We start from the raw sequence: 19,551 nt of genomic DNA, 5'->3' as shown, positions 1-19,551 counted from the left end.
GTGGACTAAAACATTTATACCTTGCTCATCACAATATTTATCTGCAATTGCCTGCCATTTAGCTTTGATGATCTCTCGCATTTCCAACACAGTATCCTCAGCATTCAAACATGTTCTCAAACGTGACTCATTGCCATACGGAAAGAGCAAGACTCTTAGAAGCTCTTTATGCTTGGACAAACGCAATTCAATGAATCCTTCATCCGATTGTGTAACACTTAAACCTGTATCCAGTTCAAAAGGAGGGATTTTACTGTTCGGATATCCGGCGAATATAATCCCGCATTCTCTTGCTAAAGGATCAGGAGCTTCAATTCGGTCAGGGGAATCATGATTCCCGGCAATACAGATAACCGGTCGTGTTCCATGGTTTGTTAACCGTTTCAGTGTTTTATAAAAAAAATCTACAGCCTCAGCAGGTGGATTATAGGTATCGTATAAATCACCTGCAACAATGACTGCATCGACTTTTTCATTATCAGCTACCTCACATATTTCATTTAGAACTTCTTTTTGTTCATTCAAACGGGAATAGGATTCAAGACGTTTACCAATATGCCAGTCTGAGGTGTGCAAAATTCTCATATAAATCCTTAATATTGAACTTTAAATGTATAATAGTACTCTAACCATCTAAATGCAACAGAAATATTTGGTAAATCGTGAAGAGTGATGCGTGAAGGGTGAAGAGAGGGGGTCGGGGGGTGAGTTAAGGCGATGACAAAGAAAAGAGAATTGAGTTTTGAAATCTTTTCCCAAAAGATTTTCTTAATTTGTATTTTATTGATTCATTTGGATTTTGGATTTTGGGATTTGTATTTATTTAAACACCAGCGGTGTTTAAATTGAAACCTGACTTAGGTCCCAGCGTTTCCGCCAGGTAAATTTTTCTTTATACTTTTTGCTGATATCCAGCATATTGATATTGTAATATTTGAAAGCTTCGTCATTATTATTATCTATTGAAAGTACCGCGGGATGACCGGATTTGGGCCCGTGCATTTTGCAATAACTCAGTTTGGAATCTCTGAGGTCATAAACAGTTTTATTGAAAAAAATTGAAAGTTCGCCTGCCGGTTCATCAAAAAAAATTTTATCCGCCATATCCATTAAACCGACTAATCTTTTTGAATCCTCAACCTGAGCCACTTTTCCCTCCTCTTGCTCATATTTCCGAACTTATATTTTTGCTATTATTATCTTGGTAAAGAATTATATATTTTTTGTATAATAATATATTGCAATTAAAAAAACAAGCGGTTTAATTATTTAACATTCAGGCAACATTGGCAAGTAATTTTTTGGACAAACGGAATGAAGTCAGGAAAAAGCGTTTATAAAAAATTCAAATCAGGACAAATATCCGTTAACCTCAAGTAACGGCATTGTATTTATTTAAATTAAATAAAATGTAACTAAATACGTTTTCAGACGTCTCTTATAGTAAGTGCTTAAAAGATCCAAAAAGGGAGGTGAAAAAATTACCGTGAATATAAAAAATAAGGAGGAAAAAGAAATGATCAGAAAAAATTTATTATTAGGACTGGGAATAATTTCGATCGTCGGTTTATTGTCTGTAGGTTATGCCGCGAATGATAATGACAACAATTATCCGAACGGACGCGGTGGAGGCTACGGCCCCGGCTATATGATGGGCGGCAACTGGAATAACGGTGACAACAACTTTTACTGCCCGGGTTACGGTTACAGAAGAAATGTGGAATTCAAGGAAATAAGAGACACAAATGAAGCCCGCAAGCTGGCTGAACAATGGCTCTCCTGGCAGGATAATCCCAAACTGAAGATTGGCGACATCAAAACAGAAAAAGACGGTTACATGTTTGATGTAGTAACCAAAAAAGAATCAGCGTCTGTGGACACGTATTTTCTGGACAAAAAAACAGGACGGATATTCAGAAAATAGGATTGTCTGTAAATCAAACTGCGCCTCATTTAATCCGGCGCAGTTTGATTTGTGCCTTTTCGGGTAGTATACTAAACTGCGGAAGCGGGACATATGACAGAGGAAACAGATATACTTATAAAACAAGCCAGGATTTATAACGAAAAAGCATTGGCACAGCTTACGGAAATGTTTTATAAAAAAATATATACCTACATATATTACCGGGTAAACACCATAGAAGACGCGCAGGACCTGACTCATGATGTGTTTGTAAGAATGGTGCAGGGAATTAAAAAACAGTCAGGGAATTTCGCGAGCTGGCTATACACCATAGCGGGCAATGTATTAAAGGATTTTTATCGTAAAAAAAGTGTACATAACAGCGAGCAGACCATGAATAAATTAAGGGATATAACCAAGAGTTCTATTGACATTGAAAACAGAGCACTGGATGTTGAAACCGTGCGCAGCGCCTTAAAAGTTTTACCGAACATTCAGCAGGATATTATTATCCTGAAATTTATAGCAGACCTGAGTAACAAGGGGGTCGCCAAAATAATAAAAAAATCAGAAGGCGCGGTGAAAGTATTGCAGAACCGTGCCCTGAACAAACTAAAGCTGGTATTGGAGAAAAATTATGTCCGAAAATAATATGGATAATAGTCTGTGGCTGGAAGAAAAGCTCAGAGACTTGCCTGAGCCTGAAATAGACCCTGTGATAATTGCGCAGACTGTTTCGTCGGTGCAGCGTATGGCCCGGGGAAAACAGCGTGAGTCCTCCGGCCGGGGGGCTGTATTACGTTTTAAAAATTTTTTTAATAATCAGCTGATCTATGCCGCTGCTGCTTTTGTTATCGGGATAATTCTTTCTGCTTCTGTGCTGTCATCTTCTGCCAGCGCCCTGCCGGGAACCTGGCTTTATCCCATTAAACTGATCTCGGAACAGATAGCCTACGCCCTGAAAATGACACCTTCGGGCAAAGCGGAATTAAGAATAACATTCTCCGAAGAACGATTGAAAGAAATAGAAAAAACCTATGACCTGAAAGGCAAAATTGATAAAGAAATACTGGAAAGCCTTCTGGCTGAGGCAAATAATGCCCTGCTGCTTTCCAAAAAAACAAAAGAACCGCAAAAAGACGAGCTGAACAAAAAAATAGAAAAATTAAACGACCGGCAGATAGCGGTTTTATCGGCGCTGGGTGAAAACGCCGCCGGTCCGCAGAAAGAACTGCTGAATGTTTATCTGAACCGCTGTCAGAATTTGATGCCCGGCCGCAATATGCGTATGCTGAGGAAAAATTGTAACTTTTGAGCCTAGTGAACGTCTTATTAATTAAAGAAAGTAAGTAAGGAGGTTTATTATGTATATGTATGACTGGGCAAGACCCTGGTTCTATCATCACTACTATGGAGGAGGTGTGTTTATGGGCTTGATACTTATAGTACTTGTACTGGTGGTAATTTACTTCATCTATAATGAGAGAAAGACTGTAACAGGAGATAAAGAAACTCCGGAAACAATCTTGAAGAAAGAATATGCCAAAGGCAGCATCAGTAAAGAAGTGTATCTGGAAAAGCTGAAGGACCTGAAAAGCTAGTCCCCGGTTTGCAAAATAGCGACATTAAGAGATTCCCGGTTAAAAGCTCATCAATGTCGCTATTTTTAATTTATTATATTTTTGTCAGTTCTATACTTTCAACATTTGTCCGCTGGGCATCATTTCGTCGGGTGGTGGAGCGCCATGTTCCTTGCGATACTGCATTCTTTTGCAATCCTGCTTTTTTGGTCCGGTACAGTATTGCAAGATGAAGCCTTTGCAGGCCAGGTCCTTTGTTGCCTGATATTTTTTGAAGAATCCGCATTTTTCTATTAACTCACATTGTTCCATTTTCTTACCTCCTTAAATATATTTTTTGCTTAATGACACTCGTGTTGGTGACATACATCTCCTGAATCCTGAAGTTTGCCATTAAGCCAATTTTCCGCGACTTCCTTAACATTACCCGAGCAACCGCGTAAAACTTTTATTCCATGGCTGCCCAGTACATTAACAGCACCCTCGCCCATATTCCCGGCCAACATTACCTCTACTCCGGACTCGGCCAGGGTCTGGGCTATATTGGATTTGCAGCCGCATCCTTCCGGGGATTTGATCACAGCTTCGGAGATTATTTCCCGGTTGTTAACCGAATATATTGTAAAATATTCGCAGTGGCCGAAGTGATCATCTATCTTGTTATCAATTGTAGGTAATGCTATTTTCATTTGTTTATCCTTTCGTTTTTCAGCTCAATTTTTCGTGTTTTTTTCTCCTCTTTCAATCTTCAATGCTTTACCGTGTATCAACACATCGGCTATTTTTTTGTGCGCCGACTCTATGATACGACCGAAAGTCTGCCGCGAAATCTTCATTTTTTCCGCAGCCTCTTCCTGGTATAAACCTTCAAAATCAGCAAGTTTTATAGCCTCATACTCATCCAGATAAAGAACAACTTCCTCTAACGGAGCAGCCGGCATACCCTTTGGTTTGTAATAATTAATATCGGGCAGACAGCCCGTTAGCCTGCAACATTTCGGTCTTACCATATAAACTCCACTATTATTTATTATGAGCATATGCCCATAATAAATCAATAGTAAACAAAATTTATATTGCATACATATCAATATTAATATATACTAATGTGTTAATATGTATTGATATATAATAAAGGAGAAAAAATGAGCCTTAGCGTTGAAGTTGATCGCTGTCCGCAAAACCATCCCTGCCCGGCCATAAGAGTGTGCCCGGTGGGAGCATTGTCTCAGAAAGGGTTCGCAGCACCGGATATTGACAAAGAAAAATGTATAGATTGCGGAAAATGTGTAAGATTTTGTCCGATGGGTGCACTGGTTTCACGAAAAAAATAATATAATGACAACTATGGTCAAACTCAGGGACATGTTCAAAACCAGTTTGTATATCGGTGTAACCGGATATGGCGGCCCGGCTATATTGGCGCATATGAAAAACGTTCTGGTTAAAGAAAAAAAATGGGTTTCGGAAAAACGTTTTATGGAAGGGCTCAGCCTTTCGCAACTCTTACCCGGAGCGGTTGGCGTTACCCTGATGGGGTATCTGGGCTACAGGATGAAAAAATATCCCGGCGCGGCAGTAATGACTATCGGATTCGCTTTCCCGGCTTTCATGTTTATTGTAGTTTTATCCCAGATATATTTTCAGTTCGGACAATTGCACTTTGTAAAATCGCTGTTCACAGGAATGGGCGCCATGGTGATAGCGCTACTACTGAACGCTTTAAGGACTCTGGGGAAAGCTGTTTTTCCCAGCCTGGACCGCCATAGTTTTAAGGGATTGCTGATCGCCATGGTTTCCTTTGCCGGAATTTTTTATTTTCACGCTAATATAGTTTATCTGGTATTATTGTCCGGTTTTCTGGGTTTTTTATTTTACTTTTTCGCAAAGGATAATGACGCCGCGAAACCCGCAAAGGAAATAACCGCGCAAACGACAGAAAAAAATAATCTGAGCCCTCTGGCGCAACTATTAAACAAAATGTTGCCCTGGCTTTTGGCACTGACTATTATGGGTATTTTGATTTCGCCGGCCAGAATGCTTTTCGCGGAATTTTTTAAAATCGGCCTGCTGGCCTTTGGCGGTGGATTTACCTCTATACCGCTTATACAGCACGCGGTGGTGGACACTCATAAATGGATAGACCTGCTGCAGTTCCGTGACGGTATTGCCATGGGCCAGATTACACCCGGGCCAGTACTTATAACCGCTACATTTATAGGGTTCAAGGTGCTGGGACTTTTTGGGGCTGTCGCAGCTACACTGGGTATATTTTTGCCCTCATTGATAGCTGTTGTTATTCTCAGTTCATTTCATAACCGGATCCGCGATCAAAAAATTACCAGAGTTATTATGAAAGGCCTGCTGGCAGGGTTCATAGGCCTGATCCTGGCGACTACAATTAATTTCGGACTGAAGTCGCTGATCAATTGGCAGACGTGGAGCATTTTTATCGCCTCGGCTGTGACCCTGCTTTATTTCAAAAAAGACCCGCTCTGGGTTATTCTGGGTACAATAGCGGTATCATTGTTTATTATCTGATTTTATTTATAAGCGATAAAAAATAATCTTTTGAAAGGGAACAATACTCTGCCGTCCTTTTGGACCGGATAATATTTTTTTATTTCCTTTAATATTTCCCGCTCAAAAATATTTTTACGTTTTTCATCGGGGATCCTATCTAAATAGGGCTTCAGGCCCGTGCTTTTTATCCAGTCAACAATAGCTGAATGCCCAGGCATAACATGAAGATAGTCTGTTTCCCACATATCAATCCTCTGCATGTCCGCGGATAACAAATTATAATAGAAATGATAATCATGGCAGGTAAATAAATCTTCACAGCCTGCGGTTTCTTTCTTCCACTCTTTTTTTTGAGAAACCTGTCTGATTATCCGGCCCAGTAACATATCCTGAAATTTGGGTATTTGAATGGCGATAACACCTTTTTCAGACAACATGGTAATTAACTTCGCGAATAATTTTTTGTGCCTCGGTATCCACTGGATGGTAGCGTTGGAAAAAATTATATCGAATTTAATATCCGGCGCGAAATTCATTGCTTCGCTGAGGACCCAGGTGTTTGCCGGGTATTCTTTTTTGGCTTTAGCGATCATGGCCGGAGAGTTATCGACTCCCACGAGTTCTGCTCCGGGCCAGCGCAGAGACAGGACCTGACTGCTGTTGCCGGGACCGCACCCGATATCGGCGATATGCCCGGGTTCGTACGCAATATCAATACGGCTGACCAGGTCTATGGAGGGTTGAGTCCTTTCGTTTTTAAACTTAAGATAATGTTCCGGGTCCCAGTCTTTTGATTTGGTCATAAATTGTCCCGGTAATAATTATAGCAGAGTAAAAATATTCTTACAGGGGAAATCCGGGTGAAAAGTTAACTATTGCCGCAGGTACTGTCCGGGCTGGCAGGCACAAGCCTGACATCATCCCTTACCTCCAAAGTTTTTAAAAATTCCTCATGGTGTTTTTTACATAAAGGAATTATAAAGCATTCATTATCAGCGGCTTCTACCCTCTGTACATGAGTGCCTACTTCGGGCTTATTGAAACAATTTACTTCCGAACAAAATTTGGGCATTAACTGATATCCAAAAAGCTTCCAGTGTTCCAGCCAGTTTTCGCATTTACAAATTTTCTTGTCTGTATCGTTAACAATTTTAATCTTCATGGTTAACCCCCCAAAAAAAATTGCCAAGCTTTTCTATATTATTATATATAAATTGTATAATAATATATTAGCAAAAATTATTCAATAACTATTTGGAAGATTAAACTTTTATCCTTCAAATTCCGACATATTTTTCTGCAACGGCTGAAAAGGAAAAGGCCTTTTATTGGATAGCAGCGCTAAATATTTGACAAAGGTATAGGCCTGAGAATTCCAGATTTCACAAAGTTCGGCCATGGCCCTGTTACGTTTTCCCTGAATAAGGCTGACTATCCAGTTTATAATTATCAGCAACTTTATAAACGCGAACCACACAGTTAAAATAATTCCGGAAATAATAGCGACTATAATCCTCATTAATATTTCTTTTCTGTCTGTCATATGTTTACTCCTTATTAAATTTCAATCTCTGAAATGTATAATAGTACTTCTCAAATAAAAAGCAATATTTATATTTTTCGCACGATGTATTGGCAGAGAAAAACATGGAACATAAATTAATAGCAACCAGTATTGCAGTGATTACAAATAGCGATGTAAATTACTCTGAATTGGTGGCAAACCTTAATTGGGCCAAAAAAAATTGGGAATTTCTTTTATATCTACCCTCACCCGCCCCAGCGGGGCACCCTCTCCCGTTACCGGGCAAGGGTTAATTGCAAGAATTTTAGGAAAAGCGCAAACCCCTCTGTCCGCCTGCGACTGACACCTCCCCTTGTCAGGGGAGGAAACCTTAATTTTTTAGAAAAATTATCAAAATCAAATAAACTTTTAGGAAAAGACTTCAAAACTCTATTCTCTTTTCTTTGTCATCGCCTTAACTCACCCCCCGACCCCCTCTCTTAACAAAAGAGGGGGAGCATTTCAGTTGATAACGGCTACTATTATCCCTGCGCAATGCCCTGTCATTTCGACCTGGCTACGCCGGGTAAACCTGACGAAGTATGGCCAAGTATTACGAAGTATGACAAGTGACTTCGCTCGGAATGACGGTATATCCTCGACCCAGCCCCCCAGTTTGGTGGAAGAAAGTCAGAAATTTGCATAATTGTATGCTTACCTTATCCTGACTGATATAATAAGCTGATTAACAAATAATATATTCACAAAGGAAAGTGAGAAAAATATGCACGCAATCTGGTCCGGCCTTATAACCTTCGGTCTGGTAAATATTCCCGTAGCCCTTTATTCCGGTTCTGAAGAAAGAGAAATCAAGCTGGAACTACTGCATAAAAAAGATTTGAGCCCTATCAAATATGTGCGTTACTGCAAAGAAGACGGCAAGGAAGTGCCCTATCAGGATATAGTGCGCGGCTACCAATATGAAAAAGGCGATTATGTGGTGCTGGATGAAGAGGATTTTAAAAAATTAAATCCCAAACTAAGTCAAACCATAGAAGTTTTTCTTTTCACGGACCCATCAGAAATTGATCCCATGCTTTATGAAAAACCATATTTTCTGGAACCGACCAAACCCGGACAAAAAATTTACGCGCTGTTCAGAGAAGCGCTTAAAAAATCGGGAAAAGCAGGAGTGGCCAGATTTATGATGAAAACGAAAGAACATCTGGGAGTGTTGAGCGTTGAAGATGATTTGATAGTTTTGAACCAACTACGTTACGCGCATACTATCAGGAACAGAAAAGAGCTGGCATTGCCGGAAAAAGTAAAGGCAACAGCCGCGGAAGCAAAGCTGGCTGACCAATTAATCAAGCAGCTGGCCGGACATTTTAAACCTGAAAAATACAAAGACCCGTATGCGGAATCCATACATGCTATAGTGCAGCAAAAAATAAAAGGCAAAAAAATCTATCACCTTGAAAAAGAACCGATTATAGCCACCAAGGCCCCTGACCTGCTGGTGAAACTACAGGAAAGCCTTGAACTGGTGCATGCGGGCAAATAATGGCCCTGAAAAAATACGCTGCAAAAAGAAAATTTTCAGTCACTCCCGAACCTTCTGCTAAAAAAAGCCCTGCTAAAAAAAATGAGAAATTAATTTTTGTTATCCAGCGACATGAGGCTCGCAATCTGCATTTTGACCTGCGCCTGGAACTGGACGGAGTACTGAAAAGCTGGGCCGTACCCAAAGGCCTGCCGACAGATAAAAGCCATCTGGCGGTAGAAGTGGAAGACCATCCGCTGGAATACGCTCAGTTTAGCGGAGAAATACCCAAAGGAGAATATGGGGCCGGAACCGTAGAAATTTGGGCGCATGGTACCTACTCAGTAAATCCTGAACTGAATAAGGCTGAAAATGAAAAGCTGGTCAGGGCCGGGTTAAAAAAGGGACATCTGGATTTTTATTTATCCGGTGACACTATCCGGGGCAAATTTACGCTGATACGTATGAAAAGCAAAGACAACAAAAACTGGCTGTTCATTAAAAAAACAGTTAAGGCTGAACAGGTTGATATCGAACTTTATGACGCGCCGCTTGCTCCGGCTCCGGCTGATTTGTCCCCGATGCTGGCCCAGCTTGATGAAAAGCCCTTTGACAGAGATGGCTGGTGGTTTGAAATCAAATGGGACGGTTTCAGAGTAATGGCAGATATCCAAGACGGAGCAGTGAAACTTTATTCCAGAAACAATATTTTATTAAATGAAAAGTTCCCTGAAGTCGTGGAGGCTCTGACAGCTGTTCCCGGCCAATTGATACTGGACGGTGAAATTGTGGCGCTGGATGAAAAGGGAATCTCACATTTTCAGGCCCTGCAGGATATTCATAAAGGAACAGCGCCCGTCTATTATGTATTTGATATTTTATATTACCGCGGACATAAGCTTACGGCCCTGCCGCTGAAACAGCGCTTTGAAATCCTCAGCAAAGTGCTTCCTGTATCCGAAACAATACGCCTCAACGGTCATATTGAAAAAGCAGGCAAAGCCATGTTTAAAGAAGCTGTAAAACTGGGGCTGGAAGGAATTATCGCCAAGAACTCGGCCAGCCCTTACCGTATGGGTTTGCGCAGTGGTGACTGGCTGAAACTTAAAATCAAAAAAGAAGACGAGTTTATCATTGCCGGTTTTACCAAACCTCAGGGCAGCAGAAAATATTTCGGCGCGCTGGTACTGGGCCAGTTTGAAAAACAAAACCTGGTTTTCAGAGGTCTGGCAGGTACAGGCTTTACTGACAGTACTCTGGCCAAATTATATAAAACCATGAAACCGCTGATACGCGCTACTACTCCTTTTTCGGAAAAAATAGCGGGACTGCTGTCGCCTACATGGGTTGAACCCAGACTGGTCTGCCAGATAAAATTTCAGGAACGAACAAAGGACGGAATGCTGCGTCATCCGGTGTATTTAGGATTACGCCCGGACAAGAAAGCGGACGAAGTTATTAAAAATAATGACCACCTGCTCTGCGCATCACCTAAACTACCTGCAAAAGCTAAGGATGCCACACTGCAAATTGACGGACAAACAATCAAACTCTCACATCTGAATAAGCTCTACTGGCCCAAAGAAAAATATACCAAAAAAATGCTGCTGGAATATTATGAATCAATGGCAGAGGTAATACTGCCCTATCTCCAAGACCGGCCGCAGTCGCTGAAACGCTATCCCGAAGGTATAGAAGGAGAAAGTTTTTTTCAGAAAAATATGGGTAAAATCGCCCCGAAATGGATAAAAACCGTAACCGTACCCTCCCACCATGATGAAGCTCCTGTACGCTATATGCTGTGCCAGAACGAAGCGGCACTGCTCTACATGGTAAATCTGGGCTGCATAGACCTGAATATCTGGAATTCCAGGGCAGGATCGCTGGATAATCCGGATTACGCGGTCTTTGATTTTGATCCGCTGGAGGTTGATTTTAAAAAGGTAACTGAAGCGGTACTGACTACCCACAAAATACTGGACGATATCGGCGCGGCCAACTTTTGCAAAACCTCAGGCGCGTCGGGAATGCACATTTATGTGCCTCTCGCCGGCAAATACACTTACAGCCAGGCGCAGGATTTCGCTTATCTGGTAAATACGCGAGTCAACACCCTGCTGCCGGACATGACCAGTTTGGAGCGCTTGCCCGGGTTGCGGCGCAAAAAAGTTTATCTGGATTATCTGCAAAATAAAGTGGGCGCGACCATGGCTTCTGTGTATTCGGTACGTCCTGTGCCCGGAGCCCATGTATCCGCGCCGCTGCTCTGGGAAGAAGTGAACAGCAAACTGAGCCCGGCCAAATTTACCATGAAAAATATGTGTAAACGACTGGAAGAAAAAGGCGATATCTGGAACGGATTTTTTGGAACAGGAATCGATTTAAAAGCAGCGGTGGGCAAGCTGGGGGAAATGTTCAGGTAAACTTTGTATTTTGACCTGCACCCTGAGGTGTTCGAAGCTGAGAGCTCGTGAGCTAAGGAGCCAGGGTAAAGGGCCTAGTCAACATAGGTGGAAAAAAGTCAGTTTATGGTAGAATATTCAGGTTAAAGCAATTTGTATTGTTTGTTATTCTTAAAACATGATTAATAAAAGTTTATTCAAGAGGTTATTTATACCTGTTTTGTTTTTTTCTATTTTTTCTCTCACTGCCGCCAATACCTTCGACTTTAACGCTAACATTCAAAACCAGAGCGGAACACCTATGTCCGGAGTAAAGCTGATAGCGGGATTTTATGCGGACAACGCACTGCCGAATAATACCTTACTGGCTGAACAGACCGTATATTCAAATGCGGGGGGTCAGGTTTCGTTCAATGTTAATCTGGCCGGTAATTACTATGTGGAAATAAGAACCCTGGCAAATGGCTATGTGGGAAAATATCTGGCTTACGCGATTACTACAAACAGAACAATAAGCACTTCTATAATTATGCAGGATACAAATCTGGCTTATTCCATTAAAGGAAGTATTTGCGATGATTTGTTTAACGGACTCAGCAGTTATAATGTATCGGCAATGCCCACTGCCAGTATGGCCACGGTACAAACATGGCTTGGTGCGAGCCCGAAGATAACCGATATAGGACCTTTTAATACTGTAATAACCACTTCTGACGTCGAAGGAGCTTATCAGCTGTTTGTAACCGGTGATACAGACTGGTATGTATATTGTGCGACTGCCAATAATGGAGTGTCTCTCAACCTGATTGATCCGGATGTGTATATAATGTACTTTTTTATGATGCCGGACACGATCTTGTCGATCAAAGAAATTGATCTGAACCCCGGACTTAATTCTTTTGTATTTCGCAGTAATGTGACGGACTATGCATCCGTGACCGGGCTGCCGGTTTCTCCGGTGACCGCTGTTTTTAATATAAAAAACCTGGCAAATGACACCTTGATAAAAACTTTAACTACTGTTGCCGATCCTCTGGGAAACGTTTCAATCACCAATAATCTGGCGGGTAATTATTATGTGGAAATTAATTTTTCAGCCCCAGGCTATATACGGGACTTCGGGTCCTATGCTGTAACCGGGGACAGGCTGGTGACTTCCATGAACATGTTTTTTATGTCCGGTCCTATAAATATGGCCCAGCCAACAATTACAGCTTCGGGCCAACTTATGGATCTGTTTAATCAAACTTTGGGTAACTACTATATTACCGCTGTACCGCAGTCGAACGCCAGTACTATTCAGAACTGGCAGACGAACAAGCAAAATGACATGAACCCTGACCAAATTATAACTGCCAATACTGACATAAACGGAAACTGCACCCTGAATATGAGCAGCGGTATCTGGACAATTTATGCCTCCCCTGTACCCAACAGCCTGGGCATAGTTGTTACACAAAACGCATATATTTACGGGCCGGTTGTAGGAGGATTCCCGACCAGTACCGGAACTATAAATATGGGAACATTACTATTACTAAACAACAGTTTCCCACCGGGCGCCACAAACGCGCTGCAATTTATGGTAAATATAAAAGATGCCGGAGGAATAGCGCTCAGCGGAGCCAAGGCCATATTCGGGTTTTATCAGGATACACCGACCTTGGGAACCCTGATAGGTGAAAAAATATTAACTTCAGACGCTGCCGGAAATATAACTTTAACCGCTAATTATGGCAGTAATTACTATGTAGATGTACGCGCAGCAAAACAGGGTTATGTGGGCAAATACAGATCCTTTGCGATAACCCAGAACAGGGTCATTAATATCAGTATGACAATGCCGGCAACACCATATTACAGTAATTTCAGCGGCTATGTTTATGATATGCTGAAATATCCGCTGGCAAATTATTATATATTTGCCATACCGGTAAATGATAATAACAACTCCAATATCTGGCATGCTTTACCCAATAAAACAACTGATCTGGCAGAAGGAGATTTTATAATGGCCCAGACCAGTATCTATGGTTTATACAGCAGTTCGGTATCTGTTAATAACTGGTATTTGTACACATCTCCATCCGCAAATAGCGGAACTATAACAGTAATCAGCACAAACGCTTATATTACCCCGGTTTTTCTTGCAGGTTATCCTTTCGTGGACACATATATAGATATTCAACCCGGACTTAACGGCTTTCGCTACAACACACCTCTGTATACCAGATATCCCGGAAACGGACTGCTGACCTATCTACCGAGCGCCCAGGTGCAAGCTGATTTTTATTCAATTTCCGGCAACCAGCAGCTGCAAGAAATTATAGTAAGTGTAGGGGTTACCGGCGCTGACCTGAGTACGTATTTAACCGGGAATTATTATGTGGAAATAAAACAAAGCTTTCCAACCTGCGTGGACAAACTGGGAGCTTTTATAGTGACATCCAATCGCTATCCGGCAAACAGCGGTGCTCAATACAATTATTATCTGGACCCCAAGAGCAATACGGTTACCGGCCAAATACTAAATTATATAAACGAACCTCTGGCTAACTACTACGTTTACGCGGTAGCAACTTATAACGCAGCCACTCATTTTGACTGGCAGACTTCAGTAAATAAACAGGCTGATCTGCTTTTTTATGATTTTGCAACCGTAACCACAGACGCGAACGGTTACTTCTATCTGCCGATTACCAACCTGAAGGATTTGGCATATCCACAGCCTGCCTGGTATATTTATTACAGTGTTACGCAGAATTCCACACCAATGGTAATCTCAGCCGATTTAAATATGAATGGCAATATGAACCTGCCGCAATCATTTGTGGATACCTACCCTGGGCTTTTTCAATTCAATCTGGCTGTACAAAGCTATAAAGAAAACGGCGCAACTTTGAACTCCTTAAACGCAATTGCCACGATATATGATGTTAGCGGAAATTTTGTAAACAGAATCGATCTGGTTTCCAGCACAAATGGTTTGCTGCAACTAATAGTTACATCCAATACGCCATTCGGTGTGGAACTGAAAACCTTTGACACGGTTACCGCTGACCAGCTATTGGGAAAAATATCATTTTATACAGTAACTTCCAGCCGTGTGGTAAGGGGATCGCAAACTCTTATCAAGGGGTCATTAACTATCAGCGGCAACATAATGTACAATCTGCTGCAGGGCATGCCTTCACAAAATGTTTTTGCTTATCTTGCATTTTACGCTCCTGACATAAGATCCTGGCATGTAAATCAGCCGGCTGATCTGAATGCTGACTTTGCTTACGGACTCACGGATCAGAATGGTCTCTATAACCTGCTTGTACCAACTGGAAACTGGGCTATATACTTCGCGAACAATCTGACAACTATGGATGAATCGGCATTAACTATTAATCCTTTCGTTGTGGTGCCGCCGTCTACAGGAAATGTAAACTATCTTTTTCTGAACAGCTTTGTTTATAACCTGAAAGTAGCGGACAAAACCGGTATGCCAATTGCCGGAGCCCAGGTATATTTCGAATTCTTCCATGCTGTGGGCGGAGTAAATCAGGTTTTTCAAAAAAATTCAGGTATTACGGACATAAATGGATATATAAGTAATAATGTTGAGCTTTTCGGCACATATTTTATGGAAGTCCGAGTGCAAAAAGATAATTATCTGAGTAAATACAGCGCTTATGGCGTAACCCGGAGCAGAACAATAGTTACAACTATAAACATGCAGGATGCCGCTTTTATTGTAACCGGCAATCTGTCCGATGATTTTGATCTTCCTGTTACAGGTGTGTTTGTGAACGCGTTCGGCGGGAATGATTATCAGAATATAACAAACTGGAAAGCAAATATTAACATTACAGGCGATTCTCCGGTTTATGACATCGGAATAGCCACTACCAATCAAAATGGCGACTATACTTTGTATCTGAATACAAATAACTGGAGTGTATTTTATTCAGCGCTGATGAACAGCGGTATCCTAACCATCAACAACAATCTGATCCTTCCCGGCGCTACAGGATTGGGAAAAGTAAATCTGGACCTCCACCCCACCCTGAATGTTTTTGTACAAAGAGGTTCTGTGAAGGACATAAGCGGACTGCCGCTGACAAATGCTGTGATACAGGCAAACACCTATCTGGAAACAACAGGAGGTAATTTGTTTATGGGACAGCAAACGGTAACAACAGATACTTTGGGAACTTTTTATCTGGCCCAGGCTCAAAGCTCAAAATTTTCAATTGAAATAAAGGCCTTAAATAACGGTTACGTGGGCAATATACGCGGATTTTCTGTGGCCGCGGACAGGAATCTGGCACAGGATATAATATTAAAACCTGTCCTAGCCACGGTTAACGGCAGATTAATAAGCGATTTCGGAATACCACTGGATAACTATCTGCTAACAGGCTACCAGGTGAATAATGCCGGGACCATAATCGACTGGCATAATTTGACCAACAAATTAACCGATCTGGGCATATATGATGTGGCTTCATGCACAACAGATATTAACGGGATATATAATCTCGGACTTATAACCAACAACTGGACACTTTTCTACAGCGCATCTGTAAACGCGGTTTTAACAACGCTGAACACCCCGGTTATTATTCCCGGAATTACTTCTTTATCAGATTTTATAGTGGATTTTCATCCGTTGCTGAATACCTTTGTATACAATGCGCAAATCAAAGACCCCTCAGCAGTGCCTTTGAGCGGAACAACACTGCTGGTTGACCTATATCAGGGGCTTTCACTTTTATCCGAACAGCAAATGATAGCGGACGCTTCCGGCGTTATAACTTTTAATGTAAGTCAAACCGGTACATATTCTCTGGAAATTAAATATCTGGAAGCCGGATATGCAGGCAAATACTCGTTAATCGCAGTTACCCGCGACAGAAATGTGAGCCAGAATATTGTTTTAAATCCGGCTGCGGCAACAGTGACCGGAAGAATTATCAGCGACCTGGGAAACAGTTATCCGGGTTATCCGGTATCCGCTTATAATCCTGCGGACTATTCTTTAATCACCAGCTGGCGCAATACTCCTGTTAATTTAAACGACCTGGGAATTTTTGATTTCAGTATGCAGAATACTGATGTTAACGGACAGTTTAGTCTGGACCTGATAACCGGGAACTGGAGCATATATTACGGAACCAATACTGTTTCTTCATTAACCACGATCGCGCCATTGATTGTACTGCCACCGGGCATCAAATTGCCCGATTATATTATTGATACGCTTCCCAGCTTGAATATTATGAACCTGAACCTCTACGGTTTTCTGGAAAACGGAACAACCATGAATGCATTAAAAGTTACACTGAAAACGTACTCGAACAGCGGAAATTTTATCAGCGCTAATGATTACTTTTCCAACACTAACGGTCTGGTGCAGATACTGGCTTCCATGAACAGCAGTTTCGGCCTGGAAATGCTGGTTTCTGATCTGGTTACCACGGATAATGTGCTTATAAAAGAAAAGTTTTTCACAATTACCAGAGACCGCGCGGTGCAAACCAGTATAACCTTTAACAACACTCTTTATACCATCAGCGGATCTGTAAAATATCATCCTTTGCTGGCCCTGCCGAGTAAGAATGTTTTTGCTTACCCGACCGGTTTAACAGACGCAATCAACGCCTGGCATGCTGCTCCGATTTTGGACATGGATGCTGATCTGGCACTGGCAATGACCGGGACTGACGGATCATATACTCTGGCAGTGGCGACCAATAACTGGGCTGTTTTCTTTGCTGACAATCTGCTGACAATGAACCAGAAGGCTATAACAATTAACGGTTCTGTGCCTGTTCCGCCCTCAGCGACAAATATTAATTATCTGTTCCTGGACCTGAACTTTAATCACGTGTTTGCAGCAACAGCAAATTATACGCTGATAAGCCTGCCAGTAGGGACAATCACTGTGAATATTGACTGCTTTAACTGGGCAAACAACGCAACAGGCGGTCAGTATATACCGGTATCGGTAAACACATTACTGCCGGGTATGGCATACTGGGCAATAATATCCAGTGATATTACAGTGGACCTGACAAGTACGAATTACAGTGTGGAACAAAAAGCAATAAGACTTACCACTGACTGGAACCTGATTTCCAATCCGCAGGTGATATCCATAGACTGGGTAAATGTACTGATTTCCTGGAATAACCAGACTTATACAATAGCGTCGGCTGTAAGCGCCAACCTTATACAGGGCAGCCTCTACAGCGACTATAACGGCATCAGTGAAATAGTAGATAAGCTCATCCCCTGGCAGGGTTATTGGGTCCTGGCCTATCAGCCGGTGGACCTGCTTTTCCCCAGCCTGAATACAGCGGCACAAGCTACAGTAACCGGCGGACTGGCCGCAATAACCAAAGAACTGGCTTTGAATCTGGCCTTTAACCGTGACGGCCTGGAGACCGATATTTTGAATGTTGTGGCCAATGATGACAATGCCAACCTGAGCGACGCGCTTTTGAATCCGGCCCCACCGGTTGATACCATGAGAGTATACGCTGTGAAAAACGGTAATAACCTCATGACCGATCAAATAATTTATAACGCAGACAAAATGGAATGGGAGTTTTATATAAACACACAAACAGCAGGAAACATAAACCTTAAATTGGCGGAAACCAGTAATACTCTGCATAGTCCGTTTAACTACACACTCATAGATGTAAGAAACGCCAAATCTCTGGCGGTAATGGGCGGAAGCACAAGCTTTTATGTGTATCCGGGAACAAATTTCTTTAAAATTCAAGCCATTAACGCAAATTCCACAGGCACTCTGCAGAGTTTGATAAACTGGCCAAACCCGTTTAATCCGAACGTACCGGGAGAAAAGAGCCATATTGATTATGTGCTGACAACAGGAACCGGTATTGAAGTAACTGTAAAAATTTACAGCATTACCGGAAGAAAAATAAGAACTTTGCACGAAACAAATAAAAGTGTTGCCGGTTCCATCATCTGGGACGGACTAGACGAAAGCGGCATTATGATGCCCAACGATGTATATTTCTTTCTTATCACGCTGAGAGATAACACAGGCAATGAAGTGAAAAGCAAGGGAAAAATTGTATTATGGAAAAAATAAAAATTAATAAAAATCCAAAGTTCACATTATTGATAACAGTATTGTTGATGCTGAGTTCAAGCGGCAGTTTCGCGGGATTTTTTCTGGACAACGGAATAGGTCTGAAAGGCATGCAAATGGGAGGAGCCTATACAGCATCACCTGAAGGGACAGACGCGATATTCTGGAACCCGGCAAAACTTTCTGATACCTACCCTGCCCAGATTTACGGGACTTATTCAGAAAAATTCGGTGAAGTGAAGGAATACTCTTTTCTATACAGCACACAACTGGATGAAAAAAGCGGGATAGGCGCAGCTTACATACACGCCGGAGTAGACGACATCATACAATATTCTACCACCAGCCAGAATATGGGAACATTCAGCTTTGGCAATGACGCTCTGCTCCTGGGTTACGGATACAAACTTGATGACAGCAAGAGCATGGGCCTGACAGTGAAAAACATAACACAAAAAGCCATTGATCAGGCAAGTTTTATTTCTTTTGATCTGGCTTATCACATGGTATTCGGCGAAGGTACGCATTTGGGTTTGGTGGCTCAGGACATATACGCTACAGGTACGGAAATAAAACCGGTTTACAGAGTGGGACTTTCCAAACAAATGGGTGAGTTTCAGGTAAATGGGGACTATATGCTGCCGATACTGCTGAACCAGGGTTTCTTTAAACTGGGCGTAAGCTACGATGGTCTAAAACCGATAAATATCAAGGCCGGCTATAATGACTATGACAAGCTGCTGTACCTGGGAATGTCTGTAACTCTCCATGGATTTACACTGGATTATCTTTTTTCCAATCCTGATCTTGGCACAGTGCATCAGTTCGGGTTCGGATATAATTTCTAGGAAAATCAGAGTATAAGTTTTTTGATATCTTCGGGTGACAAAAGTTTGCCCATGGATTTGACGACCCCGTCCACTACCAGCGCGGGTGTGGCCATTACTCCAAATTCCATAATCTTGTTCATCTCGGT

Annotated in this window: 19 protein-coding genes; 10 read left to right on the top strand and 9 right to left on the bottom strand. The window is 41.9% G+C overall.

Annotation, left to right across the window (positions count from 1 at the left end; translation table 11 throughout):
* A partial coding sequence (gene sbcD, locus PHV30_08480) for an exonuclease subunit SbcD (protein MDD5457054.1) occupies window positions 1-585 on the bottom strand: 585 nt, incomplete at its 3' end.
* A gap of 255 nt (window positions 586-840) precedes the next feature.
* The gene (locus tag PHV30_08475; GenBank protein MDD5457053.1) at window positions 841-1,149 is read right to left on the bottom strand and encodes a hypothetical protein; all 309 of its coding nucleotides are present in this window, start codon (window positions 1,147-1,149) and stop codon (window positions 841-843) included.
* Between the two features lie 337 nt (window positions 1,150-1,486).
* Here PHV30_08475 and PHV30_08470 point away from each other — a divergent pair, with 337 nt between their 5' ends.
* The 4 genes from PHV30_08470 (at window position 1,487) to PHV30_08455 (ending at window position 3,507) form a co-directional block, all read left to right on the top strand.
* Entirely contained in the window at window positions 1,487-1,924 is a 438-nt protein-coding gene (locus tag PHV30_08470) for a hypothetical protein (GenBank protein MDD5457052.1), read from the top strand.
* Between the two features lie 93 nt (window positions 1,925-2,017).
* A complete protein-coding gene (locus PHV30_08465) occupies window positions 2,018-2,557 on the top strand; it encodes an RNA polymerase sigma factor (GenBank protein MDD5457051.1) in 540 nt (179 codons plus the stop codon).
* Complete coding sequence (locus PHV30_08460; GenBank protein ID MDD5457050.1) at window positions 2,544-3,221, top strand: DUF5667 domain-containing protein; 678 nt, start codon at window positions 2,544-2,546, stop codon at window positions 3,219-3,221. Before PHV30_08465 ends, PHV30_08460 begins: the two co-directional genes overlap by 14 nt.
* Window positions 3,222-3,270: 49 nt before the next feature.
* Window positions 3,271-3,507 (top strand): SHOCT domain-containing protein, encoded by a 237-nt coding sequence (locus PHV30_08455; protein ID MDD5457049.1) that lies wholly within the window; start codon window positions 3,271-3,273, stop codon window positions 3,505-3,507.
* A gap of 90 nt (window positions 3,508-3,597) precedes the next feature.
* Here the strand turns inward: PHV30_08455 and PHV30_08450 are convergent, their stop codons facing one another.
* The 3 genes from PHV30_08450 to PHV30_08440 are packed head-to-tail and all read right to left on the bottom strand — an operon-like array spanning window position 3,598 to window position 4,496.
* The gene (locus PHV30_08450; protein ID MDD5457048.1) at window positions 3,598-3,798 is read right to left on the bottom strand and encodes a hypothetical protein; all 201 of its coding nucleotides are present in this window, start codon (window positions 3,796-3,798) and stop codon (window positions 3,598-3,600) included.
* A gap of 29 nt (window positions 3,799-3,827) precedes the next feature.
* Window positions 3,828-4,175 carry a NifB/NifX family molybdenum-iron cluster-binding protein gene (locus PHV30_08445; GenBank protein ID MDD5457047.1) on the bottom strand — a complete coding sequence of 116 codons (348 nt, stop codon included), beginning with the start codon at window positions 4,173-4,175 and terminating at the stop codon, window positions 3,828-3,830.
* A gap of 24 nt (window positions 4,176-4,199) precedes the next feature.
* A complete protein-coding gene (locus PHV30_08440; GenBank protein MDD5457046.1) occupies window positions 4,200-4,496 on the bottom strand; it encodes a DUF134 domain-containing protein in 297 nt (98 codons plus the stop codon).
* 135 nt (window positions 4,497-4,631) lie between these two features.
* On the opposite strand from PHV30_08440, the gene PHV30_08435 reads away from it, so the two are divergent.
* Window positions 4,632-4,820, top strand: coding sequence for a 4Fe-4S binding protein (locus PHV30_08435; GenBank protein ID MDD5457045.1), 189 nt, complete (start codon window positions 4,632-4,634; stop codon window positions 4,818-4,820).
* A 4-nt stretch (window positions 4,821-4,824) separates the two neighbouring features.
* The gene (gene chrA, locus PHV30_08430) at window positions 4,825-6,027 is read left to right on the top strand and encodes a chromate efflux transporter (GenBank protein MDD5457044.1); all 1,203 of its coding nucleotides are present in this window, start codon (window positions 4,825-4,827) and stop codon (window positions 6,025-6,027) included.
* A 2-nt stretch (window positions 6,028-6,029) separates the two neighbouring features.
* Here the strand turns inward: chrA and PHV30_08425 are convergent, their stop codons facing one another.
* The 3 genes from PHV30_08425 to PHV30_08415 form a co-directional block, all read right to left on the bottom strand.
* Complete coding sequence (locus PHV30_08425; GenBank protein ID MDD5457043.1) at window positions 6,030-6,812, bottom strand: methyltransferase domain-containing protein; 783 nt, start codon at window positions 6,810-6,812, stop codon at window positions 6,030-6,032.
* A gap of 65 nt (window positions 6,813-6,877) precedes the next feature.
* Window positions 6,878-7,171, bottom strand: a complete 294-nt coding sequence (locus tag PHV30_08420; GenBank protein MDD5457042.1) for a hypothetical protein — start codon at window positions 7,169-7,171, stop codon at window positions 6,878-6,880.
* A 108-nt stretch (window positions 7,172-7,279) separates the two neighbouring features.
* Complete coding sequence (locus PHV30_08415) at window positions 7,280-7,552, bottom strand: DUF4389 domain-containing protein (protein ID MDD5457041.1); 273 nt, start codon at window positions 7,550-7,552, stop codon at window positions 7,280-7,282.
* 745 nt (window positions 7,553-8,297) lie between these two features.
* Between PHV30_08415 and PHV30_08410 the strand changes: the two genes are divergently transcribed.
* From PHV30_08410 to PHV30_08395, 4 genes are all read left to right on the top strand, one after another.
* Entirely contained in the window at window positions 8,298-9,077 is a 780-nt protein-coding gene (locus PHV30_08410; protein MDD5457040.1) for a Ku protein, read from the top strand.
* Window positions 9,077-11,479, top strand: coding sequence for a DNA ligase D (gene ligD, locus PHV30_08405; protein MDD5457039.1), 2,403 nt, complete (start codon window positions 9,077-9,079; stop codon window positions 11,477-11,479). The genes PHV30_08410 and ligD overlap by 1 nt, the downstream gene beginning before the upstream one ends.
* Window positions 11,480-11,636: 157 nt before the next feature.
* The gene (locus PHV30_08400) at window positions 11,637-18,575 is read left to right on the top strand and encodes a hypothetical protein (protein MDD5457038.1); all 6,939 of its coding nucleotides are present in this window, start codon (window positions 11,637-11,639) and stop codon (window positions 18,573-18,575) included.
* Complete coding sequence (locus PHV30_08395) at window positions 18,563-19,423, top strand: hypothetical protein (protein MDD5457037.1); 861 nt, start codon at window positions 18,563-18,565, stop codon at window positions 19,421-19,423. Before PHV30_08400 ends, PHV30_08395 begins: the two co-directional genes overlap by 13 nt.
* Before the next feature lie 5 nt (window positions 19,424-19,428).
* Here PHV30_08395 and PHV30_08390 read toward each other — a convergent pair.
* Window positions 19,429-19,551, bottom strand: a 123-nt coding sequence (locus PHV30_08390; protein ID MDD5457036.1) for a thioredoxin family protein, incomplete at its 5' end; no start/stop codon positions are given.

The sequence above is a fragment of the Candidatus Margulisiibacteriota bacterium genome, from assembly GCA_028715625.1.
Classification (GTDB): domain Bacteria; phylum Margulisbacteria; class Riflemargulisbacteria; order GWF2-35-9; family GWF2-35-9; genus JAQURL01.
The sequence above is the reverse complement of the archived record's forward strand: the minus strand, read 5'-3'. Positions and strand labels throughout refer to the sequence as shown.

What these genes read in the sequence shown, in the direction of transcription:
- PHV30_08465 (MDD5457051.1), top strand. Translation starts at nt 2,018, where the DNA reads ATGACAGAGGAAACAGATATACTTATAAAACAAGCCAGGATTTATAAC.
- ligD (MDD5457039.1), top strand. Translation starts at nt 9,077, where the DNA reads ATGGCCCTGAAAAAATACGCTGCAAAAAGAAAATTTTCAGTCACTCCC.
- PHV30_08450 (MDD5457048.1), bottom strand. Translation starts at nt 3,798, where the DNA reads ATGGAACAATGTGAGTTAATAGAAAAATGCGGATTCTTCAAAAAATAT.
- PHV30_08445 (MDD5457047.1), bottom strand. Translation starts at nt 4,175, where the DNA reads ATGAAAATAGCATTACCTACAATTGATAACAAGATAGATGATCACTTC.
- PHV30_08395 (MDD5457037.1), top strand. Translation starts at nt 18,563, where the DNA reads ATGGAAAAAATAAAAATTAATAAAAATCCAAAGTTCACATTATTGATA.
- PHV30_08415 (MDD5457041.1), bottom strand. Translation starts at nt 7,552, where the DNA reads ATGACAGACAGAAAAGAAATATTAATGAGGATTATAGTCGCTATTATT.
- PHV30_08435 (MDD5457045.1), top strand. Translation starts at nt 4,632, where the DNA reads ATGAGCCTTAGCGTTGAAGTTGATCGCTGTCCGCAAAACCATCCCTGC.
- PHV30_08460 (MDD5457050.1), top strand. Translation starts at nt 2,544, where the DNA reads ATGTCCGAAAATAATATGGATAATAGTCTGTGGCTGGAAGAAAAGCTC.
- PHV30_08425 (MDD5457043.1), bottom strand. Translation starts at nt 6,812, where the DNA reads ATGACCAAATCAAAAGACTGGGACCCGGAACATTATCTTAAGTTTAAA.
- chrA (MDD5457044.1), top strand. Translation starts at nt 4,825, where the DNA reads ATGACAACTATGGTCAAACTCAGGGACATGTTCAAAACCAGTTTGTAT.
- PHV30_08455 (MDD5457049.1), top strand. Translation starts at nt 3,271, where the DNA reads ATGTATATGTATGACTGGGCAAGACCCTGGTTCTATCATCACTACTAT.
- PHV30_08420 (MDD5457042.1), bottom strand. Translation starts at nt 7,171, where the DNA reads ATGAAGATTAAAATTGTTAACGATACAGACAAGAAAATTTGTAAATGC.
- PHV30_08440 (MDD5457046.1), bottom strand. Translation starts at nt 4,496, where the DNA reads ATGGTAAGACCGAAATGTTGCAGGCTAACGGGCTGTCTGCCCGATATT.
- PHV30_08410 (MDD5457040.1), top strand. Translation starts at nt 8,298, where the DNA reads ATGCACGCAATCTGGTCCGGCCTTATAACCTTCGGTCTGGTAAATATT.
- PHV30_08400 (MDD5457038.1), top strand. Translation starts at nt 11,637, where the DNA reads ATGATTAATAAAAGTTTATTCAAGAGGTTATTTATACCTGTTTTGTTT.